Here is a 21723-nt window from a genome sequence, read left to right as displayed (position 1 = left end):
GCTCCCGACGTAAGAAAAAACTGCGGAACGGGCGCCCCATTTCTCGCGCGTTCTCTGCGCGAGAAGTGGACCTCGGCGCTAGCGCTGGTTCTCGCCTTCTTTAAACATGTATTTGATTGCCGGCTTGTAGATCATCAGATTCGCATCGCCATTATCGCGGTTCACTTTGATGCAATTCCGATCGTACCATTCGATAATGCCGCGTACTTCTTCGCCATCTTGCAGCACGATCACCATCGGAGTCCGCGACTGCATCTGCTTCTGATAATAGAAATTCTCCGCATTGGTCTGGTCGGGAGGCGCCGGCTTCTTGCCCCCGCCCGGGCCCATTGAACGATCGCCGCGTTCGCTGCGGTCGGCTCGCTCACTACGATCCCCACGATCTACTCGATCCATGCGCTCTCCGCGCTCGGGCAGCTCCGGGCGCTCGCGTCTTTCCTGCGCCGGCATGGCAGCCGAGTTATAGCTATTGTAATTCTCTGCGCGCGGCAGCGTGGGCCGAATCAGCTTGCGGTTCGCGAAATTTTCCTTCTCAGAGGATTCTTCGGCCTGTACGGGTTCCATAATTTCTTTCATCGTGGCGCTACCTCAGGTACACGTCGATACACGCATTCACACACGAGCAACTGACAACTGGGATCCCATGAATGAAATCTACGAAGGCGTGAAATTTAACCTACCGTAACACAGGAATTAGCGCCTGACAATCCTTCCTTAGTGCCACGGTCCCCAGTGTGCCAATTCTTGCACACCTTTAGAAAATCGTTTTACCCCGCCGACTCGTCTCCGATAAATCCGCACCTCGCCGTTCTGTTCCAATGCCTGCAACAATCGCAACCACGCTGGCAATGAGCAGCACCGTCCAAGCCAGAACGGGCGGAAATTTTCCCCCGTAACGGCTCTCCGCCAGCTTTGCTTGAATTACGGAATTGCGCGAAGAAAGCAGATTGCCAATCTGATACGCGAATCCCGGCAGCGTGCCCCGCACCGCCGGAGGCGAAAGTTCGTTCAAATGTGCCGGAATTACTCCCCATGCTCCCTGCACCATAAACTGCATCAGAAATCCACCCAACGCCAGCATCGGCGCAGTATGCGAATATGCCCATAGCGGGATTACCGGAATCGCCAGCAAGGCTGCGATCACGATGGCCTTGCGCCGGCCAATGTATTCCGACCACGTTCCAAACAAAATTCCGCCCAGCAGCGCTCCCACGTTGTAGATGATTACGATCAGGCCTGTCACCTGGGGTGTGAACTTCATATTTCTTTCTAGAAAGGTCGGATAAAGATCCTGCGTGCCGTGACTGAAGGAATTGAACGCGAACATCAGCACGATGAGGAAAGCAAACGTTCCGAGATACCCGAAAATGTTCTTATTCGTCTGATCTTTCGACCCCGCCGCGCCGCGCCCTTGCAGCCATGCCGGCGACTCCTCCACCTTGGTGCGAATATAAATAACCAGAAACGCGGGCAGCGCTCCCACCACGAACATGCCACGCCAGCCCACCACCGGGAAGAGAGTTCGATAAGCTAACGCGGCTAGCAGATAGCCCACGACGTACCCTTCCTGCAATACACCGGAGAAAAATCCACGTCCTTCCGCCGGCAGAGTCTCGAATGTCAACGCAGCGCCGACTCCCCATTCGCCGCCCATGGCGATTCCAAAAAATGCGCGCATGACTAGAAACACTTTCAACGTCGGCGCAAACGCGGAAGCCAATTCGAAGACAGAATAGGCGATGATGTCGATCATCAAGGTGATGCGCCGGCCGAATCGGTCGGCCATCAATCCAAAGAGAAACGCGCCTACTGGCCGCATCGCCAGCGTCCAGAAAATAGCTTCCGTGATCGCCGAAACTTTGGTCTGGAACTGGGTGGCCAGCGCGTTCACGCAAAGAATGAGAATGAAAAAATCAAACGCATCGAGCGACCACCCGAGAAAACAGGCAATAAACGTATTGCGCTGCACCGGAGTCAATCGGCGAAAGTGCCCAATGAATTCCATAATTCGACCGATTCTTCCTAAGCACGTAAAAGCTCTGCGGATGCTAGCATAGGTTTTCAATCAACAATCTAAAATCAAGAATCAAAAGTTCCTCATGCCCGACCTCGCTCTCCCGCAACGACAGTCTCCCGACGCACTCATGCTGACGGGCTTCTGGTATCGCGCCCTTCCCGCCGATCACGTTCACCGCAATCGGCTATACAAGGCGATGCTGCTCGAAATTCCCCTCGTCATCGGCCGCGACCGCCTGGGACAGCCCTTCGCCTTACGCGATGCCTGCCCGCACCGTGGCATGCCGCTTCACTGCGGCCGCTTCGACGGAGAAAATCTAGAATGCGGCTATCACGGATGGCAGTTCGACGTTCACGACGGCCAGTGCGAGCTCATCCCATCGCTGACGGCCGATCAGAATCTGAAAGTCGATCGCATTTATGCCGGCAACTATGCGTGCGAAGAACAAGATAATTTTGTTTGGGTTTTCATCCCAGATTCGCACCCCCCCGGCGCAGGATTTGGTCCGCATCTCGAGCCCCCGGACGAAGCTCCCCAAATCGAAAAATTCTCCGACAAATACAAACTAGCCTGTCTGCAAGCCGAAATGCCCGTCAGCATCGACCACGGCATCATCGGACTCATGGACCCGGCGCACGGACCTTTCGTTCATCAGGCCTGGTGGTGGCGCTCGCAGCACAGCATTCACGAGAAGAAAAAACTTTTCGAACCCATCCCAAATGGATTTCGCATGAGCGCGCACACGCCCAGCTCGAACTCCGCACCGTACAAGCTGCTGCGCCTCTATGCCGACGCCGATTCCATCACCACCACGATCGATTTCGTTCTTCCCAACCTTCGCACCGAAACCATTCGCGCCGGAAAATACTGGTTCTCATCCCTCACCACCGTGACGCCCATCAACCGCAATCATTGCCGCATTGATGTAGTCGCTGCCTGGAATTTATTTCGCTGGGTCCCGTTTGTTACCGATGTGCTGAAGTTTGTCTTCGCAAAATTCGTCGAGCAGGACCGTCGCACCATGGAACTCCAGGCCGAAGGCCTGAAACACAATCCGCACCTGATGCTGATCGACGACGCTGATCGCCCCGCCAAATGGTATTTCCAACTGAAAGCCGCGCACCTCGAAGCCAAGCGCACCGGCACAGAAATGAAGCATCCGATGCCGGGCCCGGTCACGTTGAGGTGGAGAAGCTAAGGCGTTTTGCAGCGGAAATGTCATTCCGACCGAAGCCCGAGCGATAGCGAGGCGAAGTGGAGGAACCTGCTTTTTGGTGTCCACCTTATAAGCTCTGGAAGAATGCGATCTTCTATCTGATTGTCTACGCGCAGTTGGATGGCATGCACTTTTCAGCGCTGCGGTTTGTCGATGCGCTTTTCCGCCGGCTTCACCCTCCGAGGTACATCGAAGTCATCATCGCCGAGAAATTCATCCACTTCCTTGTCGCTCATCGGCTTCCACCAATCTGGATCGATGATTTGAATCTCACCGCGCAGCGTTCCAAGTATCGGCTTCTTAAGAACAGATTTCTTCATACGTCGTCCTCGACCAGCCAGTCCATAGCCTCTTCCCGCGTCTTAAATGTAGGAATGTCGCGCTGCGAAAAGCTCTTGAAATTTTCGTAGAACACGTGCGGCAGGCTCTCCGTCCCTACCCATGCTGATTTCTTTACATACGGGCGATCAAGCACCAGCACTTCTTTGATCTTTGTGGCCACAGCCTTGTCGAAGTGCGCTCCGCCGATATCCGCCAGCGTCAACAGCGAGCCCGGTGGATGGCGCGCCACATCGGCGCGTACCTGATCGAGCAGCAACGTCATCTCCTTCGCGTCGCAGTGACTGAAGTCGACAACATAAATCGCGTGGCCCTTGTGCTTGACGAACCGCAGGCGTTCCTGGGGCGAGTCTTGGTCGCTCATGCCAGCATTTCCTCGACCACCCCATAAGCCCCGTCCAGCGCGGCATCCAGCGCTGCGGGGTCTTTTCCGCCTGCTTCCGCCAGGTCCGGACGCCCGCCGCCCTTGCCGCCAACTTTCTGCGCCACCGGTCCGATTACTTTCCCCGCCTGCACCCGCGAGGTCAAATCTTTGGTGACACCCACGATCAAGGCCACGTCCCCGTTCGACGCCGACCCCAGAATCACCACGCCCGATCCGATCTTGTCGCGAAGTTGATCGACCAGCGTCCGCAACTGCGCGCGCTCCAGATTATCGACGCGATGCGCCAGCACCTTCACTCCGTTCACTTCCTTAATCTTGTCGCCAATATTCGCCGTAGAAGATGAAGCCGACTTCATCCGCACCGAATCAAGCTCCCGCGTAAGCCGCTTGATCTCCGAGTCTTTCTTCTCGATCTCCACTTTCAGCGCTTCGGAAAGGGATATCTGGTTGCCCCACCCTTCCGCGTTTTTTGCGGAGGACGCGGTCGTTGACTCAAAATCCGAAGAGGGTGCACCATCCTTTCGCGTTCTTTGCGAAAGGGTGGGAGAGACGAACGCCGACACAACGTGTTCGAGCTGATGATCTTCACGGAAATGCTGGAGCGACCCCTCGCCCGTAACCGCCTCGACGCGCCGCACACCCGACGACACGCTGCCTTCCTTCAAAACCTTGATCAGCCCAATCTCGCCGGTCTGCCCAGTGTGCGTGCCGCCGCACAGTTCGGTTGAAAAATCTCCGATCTTAATGACGCGAACCCGGTCTCCATACTTCTCGCCGAACAATGCCATCGCGTGATATTCATTGATCGCCACATCGATGGGAACATTCTCGATCACGTCGATCTTCGTGTTGCGCAGCACTTCCTTATTAATGATGTCTTCTATGTCCTGCAACTCTTCGTCGGCCACGCCGGTGAAATGCGAAAAATCAAAGCGCAAATGATCCGGGGCTACCAGCGATCCCGCCTGCTTCACATGCTTCCCCAGCACTTCGCGCAAGCCCGCTTGTAGAAGATGCGTAGCCGTATGATTCCGCATGGTCGCTTCGCGAGTGCCCGTGTCAATCACGGCATCCACCTTGTCGCCCAGGCGAAGGCCCCACCCCTCGCGATTCTCGAACGGAGCCGGCTTCACCACTACCTGATGCGCGCGCACGCCTTGAATCGGGTAGTAACATCCCTTCACCTCGGCGATGACGGTGTTATGATCGTCGGCGTAAAGCCAGCCCCGGTCGCCGACTTGCCCGCCGGCTTCGGCGTAGAAGGGCGTGTGATCGAGAATGACTTCTCCTTCTTCGCCGGGCTTGAGATCGAGCACTCCTCGCCCGCCATGCATCAGCGCGAGCACCGTGCAACCTTCCGAGCGAGTCTGCCGGTAGCCGTCGAATTCAGATTTCGGAAGTTTCTGGTAGGCCGGATTCGCAGCCTGCTTGGCTGCCCCTTTCCAGGACGCCCGCGCCCGCGATTTCTGCTCGGCCATCGCCCGATCGAATCCGGCCTGATCAAACGCGATGCCCTGGTCTCGCGCCGCATCCTGCATGAAGTCGAGCGGCATCCCGAAGGTGTCGTAGAGCTTGAACGCCTTCTCGCCCTCATATACCGGCCGAAAAGCCGCATCCTCGGCGCCCTCCCCCGAAAACCCGGTCTTCCTGGCCGCTTCCCAACTGTCGAAAATTTCGCGTATATCCTCTTCCAACTTTTTCAAGCCAATGTCTAACGTGTGGGCAAAGCGCGTCTCCTCGCCCAGCACCGTCTTCGAGACTCGATCCGCACTTTCCTTCAGCTCTGGGTACGCGTCAGCCATCAAATCACGCACTGCGAAAACCATCTTGTACAGAAACGGCTGAGTCTGACCGAGCAACCGCCCATGCGTGATCGCCCGCCGAATGATCTTCCGCAGCACGTAACCACGCCCTTCGTTGGAGGGAAGGACTCCGTCGGAAATCAGAAAAGTCGCCGCCCGTGAGTGGTCGGCGATGACCCGAAGGGACGACGCGCTTTCAATGTCCGCTGCTCCACCCTTTGCGGCCGTCCCCTGTCCACCTGTGACTTTGCGAGCCGCATCAATCAGCGGCGTAAACAAATCCGTATCGTAATTCGAAACCACGCCCTGTAGCACTGCCGCCGTCCGCTCCAGCCCCATCCCGGTATCAATCGAAGGCTTCGGCAGAGGATTCAACTTGCCAGCCGCATCGCGGTCAAACTGCATGAACACCAGATTCCAAATCTCTACATACCGTCCGCAGTCGCAGGGAAATGCGCAATCGGGATGACTCTGATCCGACGAGGCCGCTCCCATGTCGCAATATATCTCGCTGCACGGCCCGCAAGGCCCGGTGTCGCCCATCTGCCAGAAGTTATCTTTCAGACCCATCTCAAAGATGCGGCTTTTGGGCACACCCTGCGCTGCCCATAAGTCGTAAGCTTCGGCGTCGCGCTCAATCCCCGGAGCGCCTTCAAAAATAGTGACGTACAGCTTATCCTTCGCAATGCCAAACCACTGCGGCGAAGTAATCAGCTCCCACGCGTACGCGATGGCATCTTTCTTGAAATAATCGCCGAAGGAAAAATTTCCCAGCATCTCGAAAAAGGTGTGATGCCGATTGGTGAAGCCCACATTCTCCAGATCGTTGTGCTTGCCCCCGGCGCGCACACACTTCTGCGACGTCGTAGCCCGCGCGTAGTCGCGTTTCTCGAGCCCGAGAAACACCTCCTTGAACTGGTTCATCCCCGCGTTAGTAAACAGCAGTGTAGGATCGTTCGCCGGAACCAGCGACGATGAATGCACTTCCTTGTGCCCCTTCTGCACAAAGAAGTCCAGAAATGTGCGGCGGATTTCAGACCCAGTCAGCATGGAAAAGTAATTCTAAATGATAACCGCAGGAGAAAATTCTGGATCAACCCCTTAACCACAGAGGACACAGAGATTCACCGAGGAAAATCCAATCCTCTGTGTTTCTCTGTGTCCTCTGTGGTTAAGGGTTCTGCGTCAGAGCGCCTCGCCTTCCAGCGCGCTGAGCGTTTCCTCATCCACGTCCCACTTTTTAAGAATGGCGAAGATCGTCTTCATTGCGAATCCCGCCCGCGCCAGCTGCCGAAAAATCCGCGCCGTCTGCTTCTGATCTTTTGGCTTTTCCAGACGCTTCTTGCGCAAGAATTCGCGCGCCTGCTTCTCGTCGCTCACGCCTTCGTACGCGCTCTCTACAGCCTTTTCAATCACCGCGCCGTGCACCCCGCGTGTCTTCAATTCAGTGATCACGCGCATCCGGCCCAGCTTCTGATTATCCCGCCGCAACGAAGAGTAATACGCGGCGTATTGCGAGTCGTTCAAATATCCCTGATCCTTCAACCGCCGCACCACCAACTCCACCAGCGTACGTCCGTACTCCGAGTCGGCTTCTTCGATCCTCGCCCGCATCAGCCGCTTCAGTTCGGCGATGGTCCGCATCCGCCGCGCCAGCGCGCCTACGGCATATTCATACAACTCATCCTCGGAATAAGTTTTTCGTTTGGGACGCGAGAACGCCATACGCTAACGATAGCGCAAATCAGTAGGACTACCCAGTAGCGAGTACCGAGACAAAGAAAAAGGGCGCGCTCTCGCGCGCCCAAACCGAATCAAATTCCGACGCCCGACGCCCGACGCCCGACGCCCGACGCCCGAAGCCTACTTGCTTCCAAACCCCGCCGACTGCATCGACGCCCGCGAAATGTCCGCCGTCGACGCAATGCCCTGCATGCGTAACTTGAAGTCGTCGGCGTTCGACGCATTCTCCAGCGCGGTCTCGTAGTTGACCAGCCCCGCCTGAAACAGGTCCCACAGCGACTGGTCAAAGGTCTGCATGCCGTATTGCGAAGTGCCCGCCGAGATCGCGTCGCGAATCGACCGCGTCTTTTCCGGCACCAGAATGCACTCGCGAATATACGCGGTGTTGATCATCACTTCGACCGCCGGCACGCGGCCCTCGGAGTCGCAACGCCGCACCAACCTTTGGCTGACGATCGCGCGCAGCACCGCCGCCAGCTGCATGCGAATCTGCTTCTGTTCCGGCGGAGGGAAGATAGAAATCACACGGTTGACGGTTTCGACTGCGTCGAGCGTATGCAGCGTCGAGAACACCATGTGGCCGGTTTCCGCCGCGTGCAGCGCCGTCGAAATCGTTTCCAGGTCGCGCATTTCGCCGACCAGGATCACGTCCGGATCCTGACGCAAAGAAGCACGCAACGCCGCCCCGAACGAAGGCGTATCCACGCCGATCTCGCGCTGATTCACGTATCCCTTCTTATCGCGATGCAGAAATTCGATCGGGTCTTCAATAGTTACAATATGTTCCGCGCGCGACGAGTTCACGCGGTCCACCATCGCCGCCAGCGTCGTTGACTTGCCGGAACCCGTAACGCCCGTCACCAGCACCAGCCCGCGCGGCATGTCGCAAATCTGCTCCACCACCTTGGGCAGAAACAGTTCGTCGAGCGCGCGAATCTTGGTCGGGATCACGCGCAGCACCAGCCCCACGTTGCCGCGCTGCTGAAAAATGTTCACACGGAATCGTCCCAGCCCGGCGACCCCATACGCCATGTCGATTTCCGTGGTCTCTTTGAATTTTTGTTTCTGCCGCGCCGACATCATGCTGAACGCCATGTTCAGCATATCTTCCGCGCTGATGCGCGGCTGGTCGGTCAGCGGAATCAATTCCCCGTCAATGCGCAGGTGAGGATAGTTTCCCACCTTCAAATGCAAGTCGCTGGCTCGCCGTTCCGTCGCGATCCGTAGCAGGTCATCAATATTCATGCTGGCTATTTTCCCCTGGGGAGCATGCAGGCCTGATGCTTCTAGACCCTGACGCTCTCCAGCATGATCGCCCGAATCGTCACCTTGCCCAAGATGACCTAGGTAACAGCCGTTTCGTAGCGCCGCCGTCCCGGCGGCTGTGCGGCGGGCGTCCTCGCCCGCCGCGCCGCAGCCAGCAAAACCGCACAAATTTTTGAGGTGTTCACCTTTCGTCGGCGACGAGCGCGGGATGCCCTCTCCAACAGCCGGCAACACGCCGGCCCAGCCGTGAAGGCCGTCGCTAATCAGTTCGAAGGGCTTTCATAGGATCGGTCAAAGCGGCCCGGCGCGCCGGCAGGTACGACGCAAACAAAGCGGTCGCGAACAGAATTACGGCAACCAACACGAGCACCGAGAAATCCATCGCCCCCACCCCGTACAAAGTAGACTGCATGGTCCGGCCCACCAGCACGGAACCCACCAGGCCAACGCCCAGGCCAACCAGCGCGAGCAGTATCGCTTCGTTCAGAATGAGCCGAATCACATTCAGCCTGCTTGCGCCCAGCGCCAGCCGCAACCCAATCTCCTGAGTTCGCTGCGAAACCGCATAAGCCATCAGCCCGTAAACCCCGACCGCCGCCAGCAGCAACGCCACTCCCGCAAAGCAGGCAAACAAAACCATCGTGTAACGGTCCTCCGACAGCGACTCAGTCTTCACTTCGTCCAGGGTGCGAACGTTTGCCAATGCGATCTGCGGGTCCACCGAATGCACGGCAGCCGCGATAGTTTTCGTCATGGCGACTGGATCCTGCGCGGTGCGCACGCCAATGGTCACGTTCGGCGCCAGCGACTGCGCGAAGGGGACATCCACCTCAGGGTTTGTGTCCCGAAAATCCCCATACCGCACATTACGGAAGACGCCAACAATCTGCCACTCCATGGTCGGACCCAGTCCCTGAACCCCGGGAATCAACTCTTCAATCGATAGCCGTTGCCGGAGAGGGTCCATGCTTTTCAGATATCGGCTGACAAATTCTTCGTTCACCATCGCGACCGGCACGCTCGACGCTGTGTCCTGCTCGTTAAACGTCCGTCCCTTGACGAGTTGAATCCCGAAGGTTTTATAGTACTGGGGCGAAACCGATTGGAAACCCGTGCTCGGGCGTTCTGTAGGATCGTTGTAGGCCGGCCCCCCTACCACCGTGAAGGGCATGCCATCGCTGGTTTGACGCAGCGGCAGGCCAGTCACCGTGGCGGCAGAGGAGACTCCCGCCACCGAATGCAGAGCGCTCAATATCTGCTGATTGTAGGCATACATCTGCTCAGGATTTGCGAAACGTGCAGCAGGCTGGTTCAATCCGAACACGAGCACGTGATCCGTACGCACGCCCACATCGACGCGCGTCAAATTCCAAAAGCTGTGAATAGCCAACCCCGCACCCGCTAGCAGTGATAATGCCAGCGCAAATTCCCCCATGATCAGTCCGCGGCGCAGCTTGTGGCTGCCGCTCCCGGACCCGGCCCGTCCACCATCCTTCAGTGCTTCTCCTGGGTCGACCCGCGAAGCGTACCAGGCTGGCGCACAACCAAATAACAAGCCGGCCAGCATGGTCACTGCCAATGCTATGGCTAAGACGTGAATATCGAGCTGAAAATTTGCCTCAGAAGGCAGAATCCCGACGGGTACAATGCTGAGAATCGCGCGCAGCAGGCCCTCTCCTAGCCCAATACCCAGCGCACCCCCCAACAACGCGAGAATCACGCTCTCGGTTAAAAACTGGGCAAAGATTTGCCTGCGACTTGCTCCCACCGAGCTGCGGATCGCAATTTCCCTGAGCCGCGTCGCGCCCTTGGCCAGCAGCAGATTCGCTATGTTCAGGCAGGTAATGAGGAGCACAAATCCCACTGCACCCAGCAGCAGCCACAGGTTGCGAATGCGCTCCGGGGGAAGAAAGTCGTTTTGCAGCGGTTCGACCGATGCGCCCCAACCCTTATTCGAGCTTGGATAAGCGGCCGCGATATGACTTGTCACGGCATCCATATCGGCCTGCGCCTGTTGCAGTGTCACACCGGGCTTCAACCGGCCCATCGTCAACAGCCAGCGATAATTGTGATTGATTTGTTCCGGCCGGAAGGCCAGCGGAACCGCTAACGCAAAATCAAAACGGTCCCCAACTCCCGGCGCCAGTACTCCGACCACGGTATAAGGTTCGCCATTGACCGGTATCGATTGCCCGATGATGCCGCGATTCGCCCCCAGCCGGTTCCACAATTTGTACGTCAAAAGTACGACATGATTCCGGCCCGTTATTCCTTCGTCCGCCACAAAGTCGCGGCCCAGCAGCATCGGCATTCCCTGCATGCTGAACCAGCCGGGAGTCGATCGCATCCCGTCGATCTGCTCCGGTTCGCCGTTGGCGGAGACATTAAAGCTTCCTCCCGTCCAGGCTGCCAGTTGTCGGAACGACTTGCTCTGCTCCTTCCAGTCGAGAAAGTCTCCGGCGGACATTCCGTTGTTGTGCCCGTGCACTCTCGCCCAAACCATCACCAACTGTTCGGGGTCGGGGTAAGGCAGAGGCGCGAGCAGCACGGCGTACACTACTGTATAAATGGCCGTTGTGGCGCCAATCCCGAGCATCAGCGTGGCGATTACCGCCGCCGTCAGCCCCGGACTCTTGCGCAACACTCGCAAACCGTAACGAAGATTCCTGAATAGAGTCCGCATTCTGCACCTCGATCAAGCAGAGAGATACAGCACAGCTGGATACACGCTTGCCGCCAATTAATTATGTGGAGAGAACGCTGAAAAGAATCAGGTTAGGGCGTCGGCCTTGGCTCGTGATGCGAAACTCGTGTCCGAAAGCGAAATCTCGTGTCCGTTCTCGAACACCCTCCGGCTTCCCGGCTTCCGGCTCTCGGATTCGAGATTAGGCGAACGGTGGGACAGTGTCTTTTCGGAAGCCGAGAGCCGGAAGCCGGCACTACGGCGCCTTCGGAATCACAATCCCCGTAACTCCATACCGTGGCACCTCAATATTAAAAGTCGCCCCAAGGCCATCGATCGGCGCCTCGGTAATGGTTTTTCCCGCGTCCATCGTCAGCTTTCCATAGTCGTAGCGCGTCCCCTTCGTGGCATAGCTGTACCCGCTCACCGAAACCGTCACCATCGTGGACCGCGCTACATCCTTATTGATCAAGAGTAAGCCGAGCCCCCCATCGCGCCGCTTAATCGCGTGTACCGCCAAAGTATCCGACCCCGTAGCGGTAGCCGTCACGAACGCATCGCCCGGCAATGCCACCTCATGCAGCATCTTGATTCCGAAATAAGCCGGCTGCGGCTCATCCTTGCTATCCAGAAAACTCGGACTCGGCGCATGAATCGGCGCCCACACTACCGTGTACACGCCCTGCTCGAGCAACGTCGCCACCGAATCGGCTGCGAACAACGCCGTCGCCGCCGGATTCTTCGCGGGCAGCCACTGCGCGATGCCCAGATTCGTCACAGCTAGCGGCGGCTTCTTCCCGCCGGGACAGTTTTTCTTATACTTCTCCACCAGATCCCGAACCAGCTGCGTGTAATCGTAATAAAGCCCATTTCCACCGGGGAAATGATTATTCGGATTCATCGGATCCCGAGCCAGCATCAGCAAATCTTCTTCGTCAATGTGATCCACGAACGTCGGTCGCTCGCCTTTGCCCTCCCAGAATGTTACCGCGCTGAAGTCCATGCTGCCGCACGCCGCTTTCAACACGCCGGCATTCCATCCTCTGCCCGGCTGGTTCGCGTCGTCGGTATAAGGCGGCTGCATCAGGAACGCGCCGATCAGAATCTTCGGATCGACCGCCTTCATCGCCTTCACATACTCCACCACCGCGGCTCCATACGCCGCCGGTCCTACCTTGCCGTTTCCTTGATGCTTTCCCCAATCCTTCGACGTAGGCACGGTTCCCGCGTGCAGATCGGGCTCCGGCGCAGGACTCTGCCCGTACTTGCCCGCATTGTCCGCATCCGACCCCACCGTGTGTGCCTGTCCATAAAAGCCGTTATTCCACGGCTCATTGCCCACCGTCCACAACAGAATGCCCAGCGAATCCGGATGCGCAATCCGCAGATGATTCAATCCGTCGTCGGTCGCCAGCGGCCTGCTCGCGCGCAGACTCGCCCAATAGCCCACCGTCTTCCAGTCGTTGCCCTTCGAATCTTTGCCGATCGCCTGCGTGTTCGCCGGACTCCCGTTCGCATAAGCCACCCACGCCGCCGCCTCGGCCGGCTCGCCGCCACCGCTGCCGTCCAGGTTTGTGCCGTAGTTCACCGAAACAATCGCCGACCCCAGAGTGTCGATCAGCGGCACCACCGCCGGAAACATTTTCTCTTTCGCAAACGCCGGCGCCCGGTCATCGGTATACGGATTCGCGATCCCTCCCGTCGACCAGTGATAAAGCGCATCCGTCCCGCCATTCCCCGGGAAGCGCAAATTGGTAACGCCCGCCTCCCGCAGCAAATGAATCGTCGCCGCGTCGTAGGCGATGCCGTCCCACCGATCTGCCGCCACGCCAATCGAAGTCGTATACAACACAGCTTTCGCCTGACTTGGGTCAACCGTCACCTTGGCCTTTAACTGCGCATGCGCCGCTCCGGCCGATACCAGCATGATCCAAGCCAGCAGCATGAAAGCGATGGCTCCACTGGAAACTTTCCCCAGCAACATTCTCTCGCTCGATCGCTCTTGTTTCACTTCCAAACCCACGCGGAACCATTTCATGGTCGACAATCCTGTCCTGCAGTTTTTGAAAACGTCGCGATTATACTCGCCCCACCCGCTCCGCCCCGGGATCGCGGGCTTGAATCAGTTTTCTTTCTTGACAGCAAAGACCCCATAACAGCACTATTCATACGTTTTAATTGCCTATCTTGGGATCTCAGCCCGCTAGGACAGTGAGTGTTGACCGGCAGGGAAGGGAAACATGTCCAAATCCGCACCGAAGTTTCGTCTTGGTTTCGCGCAAATCCTTAGCGCCACGCTCATCATCGCAATTTCTCTCGCGCTGCCTGCGGCGCTATTCGGCCAAGCTTACTTCGGAACCGTAACCGGCGAACTCACCGATGCGTCCGGGGCCGTAGTCCAGGGGGCCAGCGTCGTTCTCACCGATCAGCAGAAGGGATTCACCTTTAATACGACTTCCGATAGCGACGGCCGATATCTATTCCGCTCGATTCCCCCGGGAGTCTATGCGGTGTCGGCGGAAGCGAAAGGCTTCGCCAAGGTGCAGAGCGCCAGGTTCAAAGTCGACATCAACGAGAACGCCACCACCAACCTGACCATGAAGGTCGGTGGTGCCAGTCAAACCGTACAGGTTTCGGCCGAATCGCAGACCATCCAGACCGAAGATGCAGCCACCGGCCAGGTCGTCAATCGCCGCTTCATCAACGATCTGCCGTTGATCGATCGCGAAGTGATTGAGTTGGTCAATCTGGCGCCGGGTGTCACCGAGATGGATGACCAATGCGACGTCACCTGCACCGGTACGAATTTCGTTTCCAACGGCAGCCGCGGCGCGACTGCCGACATTCTGACCGACGGCGCTTCCGTCACCAACTCCGAGCCCAACGGCGGCATCACCGCCGCGACTTATCTTCCATCTCCGGAGGCGGTAGAAGAATTCAAGGTCGAGCAAACCAACTTCAGCGCCGAGTACGGTTTCTCCGGCGCGTCGGTCGTCAACATGATTACCCGCTCCGGCACTAACAAGTTCCACGGCAGCGCCTACGATTTCGTCCGCAACTCCGTCTTCGACGCCAACAACTGGTTCGCCGATCAAGCCGGGCTCCCTCTTCCGCCCCTGAAGCGCAATAACTACGGCTTTACCATTGGTGGTCCCATCATCAAGAACAAGACTTTCTTCTTCTTCGACTACGACGGACTACGCGCCACCCAGATGAGCAACGCCAATGCTGGCGTGCCCAGCGATCTTATGAGGGCCGGTAATTTTGGCGAGATCTGCCCGGCCAATGGCAATACCGACAGTAGTGGCAACTACCATCCCGGCGCCTGGGATTCAACTGTCGGCGATCCAAATTATGGCGAGTGCGTGCAGGCCGACAACTCTGCCTTGGTCGTATTCGGCGGCCAACTATGGGACCCCTACCAGCGCACCTACGACTCCAACGTGGGTGCCCCAGTTTGGAATTCCCCCTCCACCTTCATCCCATTCAACAACCTCGCTCTCTACACTAGTCCGGGCAATCCCGCGCTCCCTGCGAATCTGCAACCCCCCAATGTACCCGGCAATTTGATTGATCCCGTGGGCAGCAAAATGCTCAGCTACTTCCCGGAGCCGAACTACGCGGCGGGCGGCATCTACCACAACTGGGTCGGAGCTGGCTCCAACAAAACCTATAATGACCAGTTCGACATTAAAATCGACCACCGCTTCAGCCAAAAGAATTTGATCAGCTCGAAGTTTTCCTACCAATACAGCCACAACAGTGGCTTCAACTGTTTCAATAACTTCACCGACCCATGTTCGAGCGGGCCCAACTGGACCAATGCCCATCTGTTTGCCATCAACGATACCCACACCTTCACTCCGACCTTGCTGCTGAATACGACGCTGGGCTTCACCCGCGGGGTATGGCACATCAACGCCTACAATCCGCAAGGCGTGAATGATCCGCTCGGCACACTAGGATTTCCCTCCTACCTGCAAAGCAACGGATTTGCCGGCGTTCCCGCCATCTATCTCAGCGATTACGGCAGCGCTGCTTCCACCGATATTGGCACCGACCCGTACGGCAATTACCGGCTGGGTCAGGACACCGGACAACTCTCCGTCACCCTCGACAAAGTTCACGGCCAGCACGAGCTGAAATTCGGCTTTGACGGTCGCCTTCACCAGATGAACTACATCCAGACCAACGCCCCGGTCGGCATTTTCAGCTTCGATTCGAGCGGGTCGCAGGCCTGCCCGGGTTCGAGCGACCCAAATTATGGCAACACTGGACGTTCGTTCTGCGGCGGCGATTCGATGGCCAGCTTCCTGATGGGAACCATGAACGGCAACTCCTATTACGAAATCCAATTCCGCCCCGCCACCGAGAATTTCCAGTACGGCTTCTTCGGCCAGGACAACTGGAAGGTCACCCAAAAACTGACCTTGAACCTCGGTCTGCGCTACGACGTCACCCTGCCCCGCACCGACCGCTACAACCGCCAGAACTGGTGGAATCCGACCGCAACCAGCCCGCTCACCCCCAATGGAACTCTCTCCTACGACGACCAGTTTAACGGCCCCACGACGCTGCAGTTAAAGGGTGGTGAGGTTTTTGTCACCCCCAGCCAGCGCACAAACTATGTGACCGACTGGAGCAACATTCAGCCCCGCTTCGGCCTCGCCTACCAGTTCGCCCCGAAGATGGTGGTCCGCGGAGGTTACGGCATTTACTACGGCCAGTCCCGGTCCGGCGTCACCGGAGTCGTGCCCTACGGCAGCCAGGGCTTCAACCAGTACACCAACGTGATTAACACCTATCAGAATGATGGCGCGACACCCTACCTGCACCTGAGCAATCCCTGTCCCAATGGATTGAATCAGCCGCCGGGAAATTCGCTGGGCTTGCTAAACGATGTTGGGTACCAGGCCATCGGTCCGCTGCGCACCGCAGCCGCGAACCGCACGCCTTACGAGCAGAGCTGGAGTCTGGGCGTCGAACGCGAAATGCCCGGCAACATCTTGCTTAATGCCGAATACATCGGCAAGAAAGGCACGCATCTTCCTTTCAGCGGCAACAATCAGTGGGATTTCCTCGGTCCGCAGATCGAGAGTCCTACCGCGAACATCAGCAACCTGCTCACTTACGTGAACAATCCGTTTTCCTCGCAGGTGTGTGCACCGACTTGTGGGCCGATCAGCGACCCCAATAGCGTCCTCTCCTCACCCCAGGTGCAGGAGTACCAGTTGCAGCTTCCGTTCCCTCAATTCACCGGCGTTGCCACCGAGCCTCGCCTGACCGCCAACTCCATCTATCACGGCTTACAACTGCTCGCCGAGAAACGCTACTCCAACGGCCTCCAGTTTCTCGTGACCTACACCTGGTCGAAGTCGATCGATGATTCCTCCCAGGCCGACGACAACGTGACCTGGCTGGGCAGCTTCTCGAGCCTACAGGACCCCAATAAACCGTGGCTGGAACGCAGCCTCTCCACTTTCGACATTCCGCATGTCGTGCAACTCAGCTACACCTACGATCTTCCCATTGGACGCGGACGCCTCCTCCTGGGCAATATGCCGCGCTGGGCAGAGATGGCGATCGGCGGCTGGAAGACCAACGGGATCTGGCGCATCGCCGACGGGCGCCCGCTCGCTCTAACCGTCTCCGATGGCAACCCTCTTCCCACTTACGGCGGACAGCGCCCCAACATTGTCGGAACTCCGAAGCGCGCTGGTGGGTCGGACGCGAACTGGGTCAACCAGTACTTCGTCGATCCCACCGTCTTCCAGCGCCCCCCTGATTTCACCCTCGGCGATGCTCCTCGCGCCTATGGCGGTGTCCGCACGCCGTGGACCTTCACCACCAATTTGTCGATTGCCAAGCAGTTCGCCATCCGCGAAGAAATGAACCTCGAGTTCCGCATCGAGGCCCGGAACGCCTTCAATCACCCCGTATTCGGCACCCCAGATCTTTCCCTCGACGACGGCAGCTTCGGGCAGATTTTCTACACGTCGGTCCCCCCACGCGAACTGCAATTGGCGCTGAAGTTTAATTTTTGAAGGTCAATGCCCGCGGTGGCCTGATCAGAGATGTAATCGTGGATGTAATCGTGATCAAAAACTTCCGCTAGCTTAGTAGCGCCGGCATCCTGCCGGCATTCCCGAGAGCCTGCCCTGAGCTTGTCGAAGGAGCGTCTCGCCCTCGGCCTATAGAGCGAGAGAATGGCAGAAAGATCTTAAGGTAAATGCCTAAAGGTTATTGATGTGTACCGGCTCGCCGGGCGAGATCACTGGCGCGTCCTGGGTTCTTTTGTCCCGGCGCCGCCTCCCCAGCCTCCCCTTGCCACTTTCGCGCTAGCGCTTCCAGTTGCGCCAGCACCTTCTCAATGTCCTTCATCCGCTCGGTGATCCCATACGTGACCGCCGGTGGAATCGTCGGTTCGTAATGGCGGTAGACAAATCCCTTTTCCTCGAGGTTGCGCAGCCGCTCGGTCAGCACGCGCGACGAGATTCCGTCGACATTTTTCTTTAGCACGCCAAAGCGCATCGGCCCGTTCGTGCTCAACGACCACAGAATGTGCAGCGTCCACGGCCGCGTCAACAATTCGAGCAGTCCCCCAATCGCACAGGGAGAAGTAGTTTGGGATGAACGTCTCATGGCGCAATAAGATACTAGGTTACTTTAAAGTATCTGATATGTAAAGAGCCGGTAGTTATTTATTGTAACCAATACAAATCCGTCACATCAAAAGTTGTGAATTCGGAATCAACCGGGTTCGGGAGGACGCGGCTGCCGCCGTCCCTGACTCGGCCGCTCGGTAACGCGCTGCGAACCCGTGCCTCTCCGGCGCGATCGCGGGCGAGCGAAGAGACGCATGAACTAAGTGAATTCAAAACAACAAGGAGAAAAACCTATGGCATCCGCTACTGTATCCAATCGCTCCGTCTCTCTGACCCAAACCCGATCCATCGCTGCGCCCGTGATCCTGCTGGGCCGGCTATTCTTCGCACTCATCTTCATCATGGCCGGCGCGAACCATTTTTCCAGCCGCACCATCGCTTTCGCCGCATCGCAAGGCGCGCCACTCGCCTCGATCGCAGTCCCGTTCTCCGGCCTCCTCGCCGTGCTCGGCGGATTATCGATTCTGCTCGGCTTCCGGGCCCGCATCGGAGCCTGGCTCATCGCCCTGTTCCTCATCGGTGTCACGCCCGTTATGCATAACTTCTGGGCCGTCACCGATCCCATGATGCGCCAGATGCAGATGGTGATGTTCATGAAGAACATATCCATGCTCGGCGGCGCCCTGCTGCTCACCCAGTTCGGCTCCGGCCCCTGGAGCCTCGACGCGCGTGGAAAGTAAGGCCGCCGCCGTCGTTTTGAAAGGGCGCGGCTTAGCGCGGCTTCTGCGGTTGCGGGAAGGGGTTTGAAAGCGTGCGGCCTTAAGTCCCGCCGCACAGAAGCTCCACGAACGGGAAGGGCACGACTTCAGTCGTGCCGGAAGTGCCGCAAATCCTGACGGCTTTAGCCGCTGGGGGACCCCTCTGATTCAATTGACTTAGTCCACAGACTTAGTCTACTCTCGAAAGATGGAAGTCAACATCCACGAGGCCAAGACCCACCTCTCCCGCCTGCTACAGAAAGTCGCCGCAGGCGAAGAGGTCACCATCGCCCGCGCCGGCGTCCCCGTCGCCAAGCTGGTTGCGGTAGCCCCAAAGCCGAAAAAGATCCGCCCCCTCGGCATGGATCGCGGAAAAATCTGGATCGCCGACGACTTCGACGCCCCACTGCCCGACGATCTGCTCAAGTTGTTTTACGGCGGCGAACTGCCCAAGCTCGTCAAACCGCGCAGAAGGAAGCGCAGGTGAAGTACCTGCTCGACACAATGGTTTGGCTCTGGAGCGTAGGCTCCACAGAAACCATTGGCCGGGCAGGACTCGACGTCATCACCAACGGCGACGAAGAAATCTACCTTTCAGTGGCTTGCATCTGGGAAGTCAGCATCAAGGCCCGGCTTGGCAAGTACAAGCTTCCTGAAGAACCCGCGGTGTATGTTCCCAAAAGATTGGCCGTGCAGGGCATTCGCGCTCTGCCCATCACGCAAGCCCATGCGCTTAAGGTCTACGATTTCGCGCTCCACCACAACGACCCATTCGATCGCCTCATCATCGCTCAGGCAATTGTCGAGGAGATGACCATCCTCACCGCCGATCGTGCCTTCGCCAAGTATCCCGTGGATGTATTGTGGTGCGGAAAATAACGCGAAAAATAAAGGATGATAAAAAATAAAACGTACGCAAAATAATAAAGCCGCTCTTTGCGAGCGGCTTTTCAAAGCGATGAGCAAGGCTACGCTACAGCCTCGACCGTCTCCGCAGGGGCCGGCCGCTGCAGCGGCTCATCGTAGCTGCCGCCGTAGATCGACGGCACCTTCGATCCCATCGGCCGCAGATACGTCGCCAGCTCTCCACGGTGATGGATGCTGTGGTTGTTGAGAAATCCAAGATAGAAAACGGAAGGGAAGTTGAACATGCCACCGGCGAAACTTACCGGCGTGAGTAACTGCTCGGCGGTCAGCGTTTCTATGCGCGCGATCGAGCCCTTCACGTTCTCGTCATACCATGCAGCTACTTCTGCCGAAGTCTGCGGCTTGTTCTCCGGATTGGCCATCTTGAATTGCAGGTCGGCGATGCCATTCAGAAACTGGACATCGGTATTCGCCAGATGCCACGCCAGTTCTTTCGCCGACCTCGCCTTAGGATCGGGACGGTAGTCGGACTTCGCGTCGGGAATGGCGGCAATCACTTTCTTAGTGCATTCCGCTTCGCGCTTGAAGCCATCGAGCATGACGGCTCGAAAGCCAAGGACAAATTCAGGAGTCATCTGCTGGGACATTTTTTTCTCCTTGTTGAGGGGTGTTCGGTTGCGATCTGTTTGGTTAGGAATTTGTTTGACCTTGTTTTGTTTGGCCCGGGCTAAGACGCACGAAAGGAGCGCGTTTCGCGCCCCTTCGCATGCATCACTCGCATCGCATCACTGATGACGGCCTTACCAGGCCGTCGCAAATTATACGTCGTAAATGAATCACGCAAATTTAAACGCCGACCGGCTGCTTGCTCGCTTTCTTACTCCCGACTGGAACAGGAGTGAGCCAGCTGTAGCGGTCGGTCTTCTCTCCGCGGACAATCGCGTAGAACTCTTTCTGCAACGCCTTGGTAATCGGCCCGATAGTTCCTTTGCCAACCTTAATCTTGTCGACGGAGCGAATGGCCGTCACCTCCGCGGCCGTGCCGGTGAAGAAGGCCTCGTCAGCGATGTAGAGCATCTCGCGCGGGATCATCTGCTCCACCACAGGGATGCCCAGGTCGCGGGCGATCTGCAAGACAGAGTCGCGGGTGATGCCAGGCAGCACCGAGTTGCCCAGCGGCGCGGTGATCAGCTTGTCGTTGTGCACCAGAAACAAATTCTCGCCCGAGCCCTCGCTGACGAAGCCGCTCGCGTCGAGCGCGATGCCTTCGACGTAGCCGTTGACAATGGCTTCCATCTTGATGAGCTGCGAGTTCATGTAATTGGCGCCGGCCTTGGCCATGGCGGGCAGAGTGTTGGGCGCAAGGCGCGTCCAGGAGGAGACACACACGTCGCAGCCTTCCACTTCGCCACCCAGATATTTTCCCCACGGATAGTTGATGATGTAGACCTCGGTCGGCGAGTTGAAGGGATTCACGCCCGCCTCGCCATATCCGCGCAGCACAATGGGACGCACGTAGCACGGCCAGACGCCATTGTGTCCCACGGTTTCGAGCATGCCCTTGACCAGTTGTTCGCGCGTGAAATCCACGTCGATGCGATAGACCTTGGCGGAGTTGATGAGGCGTTGCATGTGCTCGTCGGCGCGAAAGATCGCCGGGCCAGTCGGCAGTTCGTAGCAGCGGATGCCTTCAAACACAGAAGACCCGTAGTGAATGACGTGCGACATCACGTGAATGGTCGCGTCGTCCCAGTTGATGAGCTTGCCGTTGTGCCAGATCTTGTCGGTCTTCTGGATTGCCATGCGGACTCCTTGGTGAGCGCTGCGTTACTGAGACATTATATCGCGAGGCAGATGTGCGGAATCGCGAAGCCCATGTGGGGACAGCCGCCCCCGGCTGTCCCGGCGGCCCAGGGTTATCGGGCCGCGGTTTATTCACCAGCCGCGAGCGATTCCGGGGGAATGTTCCTGCCGGAACACAATGCAAAATGTGAGAAGTGTTCCTGCGGGAACACTTTGAGGGCATAATTGTACGTACAATA

Annotated in this window: 17 protein-coding genes; 5 read left to right on the top strand and 12 right to left on the bottom strand. The window is 57.7% G+C overall.

Annotated features, from left to right (window positions below; genetic code table 11):
* Positions 1 to 78 precede the first annotated feature (78 nt).
* Both VGM18_11015 and VGM18_11010 read right to left on the bottom strand, forming a co-directional pair.
* Positions 79 to 576, bottom strand: a complete 498-nt coding sequence (locus VGM18_11015; protein HEY3973527.1) for an RNA chaperone Hfq — start codon at positions 574 to 576, stop codon at positions 79 to 81.
* A 178-nt stretch (positions 577 to 754) separates the two neighbouring features.
* Positions 755 to 2005: an MFS transporter gene (locus VGM18_11010; protein ID HEY3973526.1), complete on the bottom strand. Its 1251-nt coding sequence runs from the start codon at positions 2003 to 2005 to the stop codon at positions 755 to 757.
* Between the two features lie 94 nt (positions 2006 to 2099).
* On the opposite strand from VGM18_11010, the gene VGM18_11005 reads away from it, so the two are divergent.
* Positions 2100 to 3215, top strand: a complete 1116-nt coding sequence (locus VGM18_11005) for a Rieske 2Fe-2S domain-containing protein (protein ID HEY3973525.1) — start codon at positions 2100 to 2102, stop codon at positions 3213 to 3215.
* A gap of 152 nt (positions 3216 to 3367) precedes the next feature.
* Here VGM18_11005 and VGM18_11000 read toward each other — a convergent pair whose 3' ends face one another.
* From VGM18_11000 to VGM18_10970, 7 genes are all read right to left on the bottom strand, one after another.
* Positions 3368 to 3553 (bottom strand): hypothetical protein, encoded by a 186-nt coding sequence (locus VGM18_11000; protein HEY3973524.1) that lies wholly within the window; start codon positions 3551 to 3553, stop codon positions 3368 to 3370.
* Positions 3550 to 3936, bottom strand: a complete 387-nt coding sequence (locus VGM18_10995) for a hypothetical protein (protein HEY3973523.1) — start codon at positions 3934 to 3936, stop codon at positions 3550 to 3552. The genes VGM18_11000 and VGM18_10995 overlap by 4 nt, the downstream gene beginning before the upstream one ends.
* Positions 3933 to 6809: an alanine--tRNA ligase gene (gene alaS / locus VGM18_10990; GenBank protein HEY3973522.1), complete on the bottom strand. Its 2877-nt coding sequence runs from the start codon at positions 6807 to 6809 to the stop codon at positions 3933 to 3935. The genes VGM18_10995 and alaS overlap by 4 nt, the downstream gene beginning before the upstream one ends.
* A gap of 135 nt (positions 6810 to 6944) precedes the next feature.
* Positions 6945 to 7484 carry a regulatory protein RecX gene (locus VGM18_10985; protein ID HEY3973521.1) on the bottom strand — a complete coding sequence of 180 codons (540 nt, stop codon included), beginning with the start codon at positions 7482 to 7484 and terminating at the stop codon, positions 6945 to 6947.
* Positions 7485 to 7622: 138 nt separating this feature from the next.
* Entirely contained in the window at positions 7623 to 8747 is a 1125-nt protein-coding gene (locus VGM18_10980) for a type IV pilus twitching motility protein PilT (protein ID HEY3973520.1), read from the bottom strand.
* Between the two features lie 280 nt (positions 8748 to 9027).
* Positions 9028 to 11451, bottom strand: coding sequence for an ABC transporter permease (locus VGM18_10975; GenBank protein ID HEY3973519.1), 2424 nt, complete (start codon positions 11449 to 11451; stop codon positions 9028 to 9030).
* Positions 11452 to 11707: 256 nt separating this feature from the next.
* Complete coding sequence (locus tag VGM18_10970) at positions 11708 to 13489, bottom strand: hypothetical protein (protein HEY3973518.1); 1782 nt, start codon at positions 13487 to 13489, stop codon at positions 11708 to 11710.
* 202 nt (positions 13490 to 13691) lie between these two features.
* Between VGM18_10970 and VGM18_10965 the strand changes: the two genes are divergently transcribed.
* A complete protein-coding gene (locus VGM18_10965) occupies positions 13692 to 17495 on the top strand; it encodes a TonB-dependent receptor (GenBank protein HEY3973517.1) in 3804 nt (1267 codons plus the stop codon).
* Positions 17496 to 17691: 196 nt separating this feature from the next.
* Here the strand turns inward: VGM18_10965 and VGM18_10960 are convergent, their stop codons facing one another.
* On the bottom strand, positions 17692 to 18093 hold the full coding sequence (locus VGM18_10960) for a helix-turn-helix domain-containing protein (protein HEY3973516.1): 402 nt from the start codon (positions 18091 to 18093) through the stop codon (positions 17692 to 17694).
* A gap of 256 nt (positions 18094 to 18349) precedes the next feature.
* Here VGM18_10960 and VGM18_10955 point away from each other — a divergent pair, with 256 nt between their 5' ends.
* The 3 genes from VGM18_10955 to VGM18_10945 all read left to right on the top strand — a co-directional run bounded on the left by VGM18_10955 (position 18350) and on the right by VGM18_10945 (position 19693).
* On the top strand, positions 18350 to 18796 hold the full coding sequence (locus tag VGM18_10955) for a DoxX family protein (protein ID HEY3973515.1): 447 nt from the start codon (positions 18350 to 18352) through the stop codon (positions 18794 to 18796).
* A gap of 226 nt (positions 18797 to 19022) precedes the next feature.
* The gene (locus VGM18_10950) at positions 19023 to 19301 is read left to right on the top strand and encodes a type II toxin-antitoxin system Phd/YefM family antitoxin (GenBank protein HEY3973514.1); all 279 of its coding nucleotides are present in this window, start codon (positions 19023 to 19025) and stop codon (positions 19299 to 19301) included.
* Positions 19298 to 19693, top strand: coding sequence for a type II toxin-antitoxin system VapC family toxin (locus tag VGM18_10945; GenBank protein ID HEY3973513.1), 396 nt, complete (start codon positions 19298 to 19300; stop codon positions 19691 to 19693). The genes VGM18_10950 and VGM18_10945 overlap by 4 nt, the downstream gene beginning before the upstream one ends.
* An 89-nt stretch (positions 19694 to 19782) precedes the next feature.
* Here VGM18_10945 and VGM18_10940 read toward each other — a convergent pair whose 3' ends face one another.
* Together VGM18_10940 and VGM18_10935 are read right to left on the bottom strand one after the other, a co-directional pair.
* Entirely contained in the window at positions 19783 to 20328 is a 546-nt protein-coding gene (locus VGM18_10940; protein HEY3973512.1) for a DinB family protein, read from the bottom strand.
* Positions 20329 to 20527: 199 nt separating this feature from the next.
* Positions 20528 to 21484 (bottom strand): branched-chain amino acid transaminase, encoded by a 957-nt coding sequence (locus VGM18_10935; GenBank protein ID HEY3973511.1) that lies wholly within the window; start codon positions 21482 to 21484, stop codon positions 20528 to 20530.
* Between the last annotated feature and the right edge of the window lie 239 nt (positions 21485 to 21723).

This window comes from Candidatus Sulfotelmatobacter sp. (genome assembly GCA_036500765.1).
Taxonomy (GTDB): Bacteria; Acidobacteriota; Terriglobia; order Terriglobales; family Acidobacteriaceae; genus Sulfotelmatobacter.
Note: the sequence above shows the minus strand (reverse complement) of the source record. Positions and strands in the feature narration are given on the sequence as shown.

What these genes read in the sequence shown, in the direction of transcription:
- VGM18_10950 (HEY3973514.1), top strand. Translation starts at nt 19,023, where the DNA reads ATGGAAGTCAACATCCACGAGGCCAAGACCCACCTCTCCCGCCTGCTA.
- VGM18_10960 (HEY3973516.1), bottom strand. Translation starts at nt 18,093, where the DNA reads ATGAGACGTTCATCCCAAACTACTTCTCCCTGTGCGATTGGGGGACTG.
- alaS (HEY3973522.1), bottom strand. Translation starts at nt 6,809, where the DNA reads ATGCTGACTGGGTCTGAAATCCGCCGCACATTTCTGGACTTCTTTGTG.
- VGM18_10975 (HEY3973519.1), bottom strand. Translation starts at nt 11,451, where the DNA reads ATGCGGACTCTATTCAGGAATCTTCGTTACGGTTTGCGAGTGTTGCGC.
- VGM18_10985 (HEY3973521.1), bottom strand. Translation starts at nt 7,484, where the DNA reads ATGGCGTTCTCGCGTCCCAAACGAAAAACTTATTCCGAGGATGAGTTG.
- VGM18_11015 (HEY3973527.1), bottom strand. Translation starts at nt 576, where the DNA reads ATGAAAGAAATTATGGAACCCGTACAGGCCGAAGAATCCTCTGAGAAG.
- VGM18_10935 (HEY3973511.1), bottom strand. Translation starts at nt 21,484, where the DNA reads ATGGCAATCCAGAAGACCGACAAGATCTGGCACAACGGCAAGCTCATC.
- VGM18_11010 (HEY3973526.1), bottom strand. Translation starts at nt 2,005, where the DNA reads ATGGAATTCATTGGGCACTTTCGCCGATTGACTCCGGTGCAGCGCAAT.
- VGM18_10940 (HEY3973512.1), bottom strand. Translation starts at nt 20,328, where the DNA reads ATGTCCCAGCAGATGACTCCTGAATTTGTCCTTGGCTTTCGAGCCGTC.
- VGM18_11000 (HEY3973524.1), bottom strand. Translation starts at nt 3,553, where the DNA reads ATGAAGAAATCTGTTCTTAAGAAGCCGATACTTGGAACGCTGCGCGGT.
- VGM18_10995 (HEY3973523.1), bottom strand. Translation starts at nt 3,936, where the DNA reads ATGAGCGACCAAGACTCGCCCCAGGAACGCCTGCGGTTCGTCAAGCAC.
- VGM18_11005 (HEY3973525.1), top strand. Translation starts at nt 2,100, where the DNA reads ATGCCCGACCTCGCTCTCCCGCAACGACAGTCTCCCGACGCACTCATG.
- VGM18_10955 (HEY3973515.1), top strand. Translation starts at nt 18,350, where the DNA reads ATGGCATCCGCTACTGTATCCAATCGCTCCGTCTCTCTGACCCAAACC.
- VGM18_10970 (HEY3973518.1), bottom strand. Translation starts at nt 13,489, where the DNA reads ATGAAATGGTTCCGCGTGGGTTTGGAAGTGAAACAAGAGCGATCGAGC.
- VGM18_10980 (HEY3973520.1), bottom strand. Translation starts at nt 8,747, where the DNA reads ATGAATATTGATGACCTGCTACGGATCGCGACGGAACGGCGAGCCAGC.
- VGM18_10965 (HEY3973517.1), top strand. Translation starts at nt 13,692, where the DNA reads ATGTCCAAATCCGCACCGAAGTTTCGTCTTGGTTTCGCGCAAATCCTT.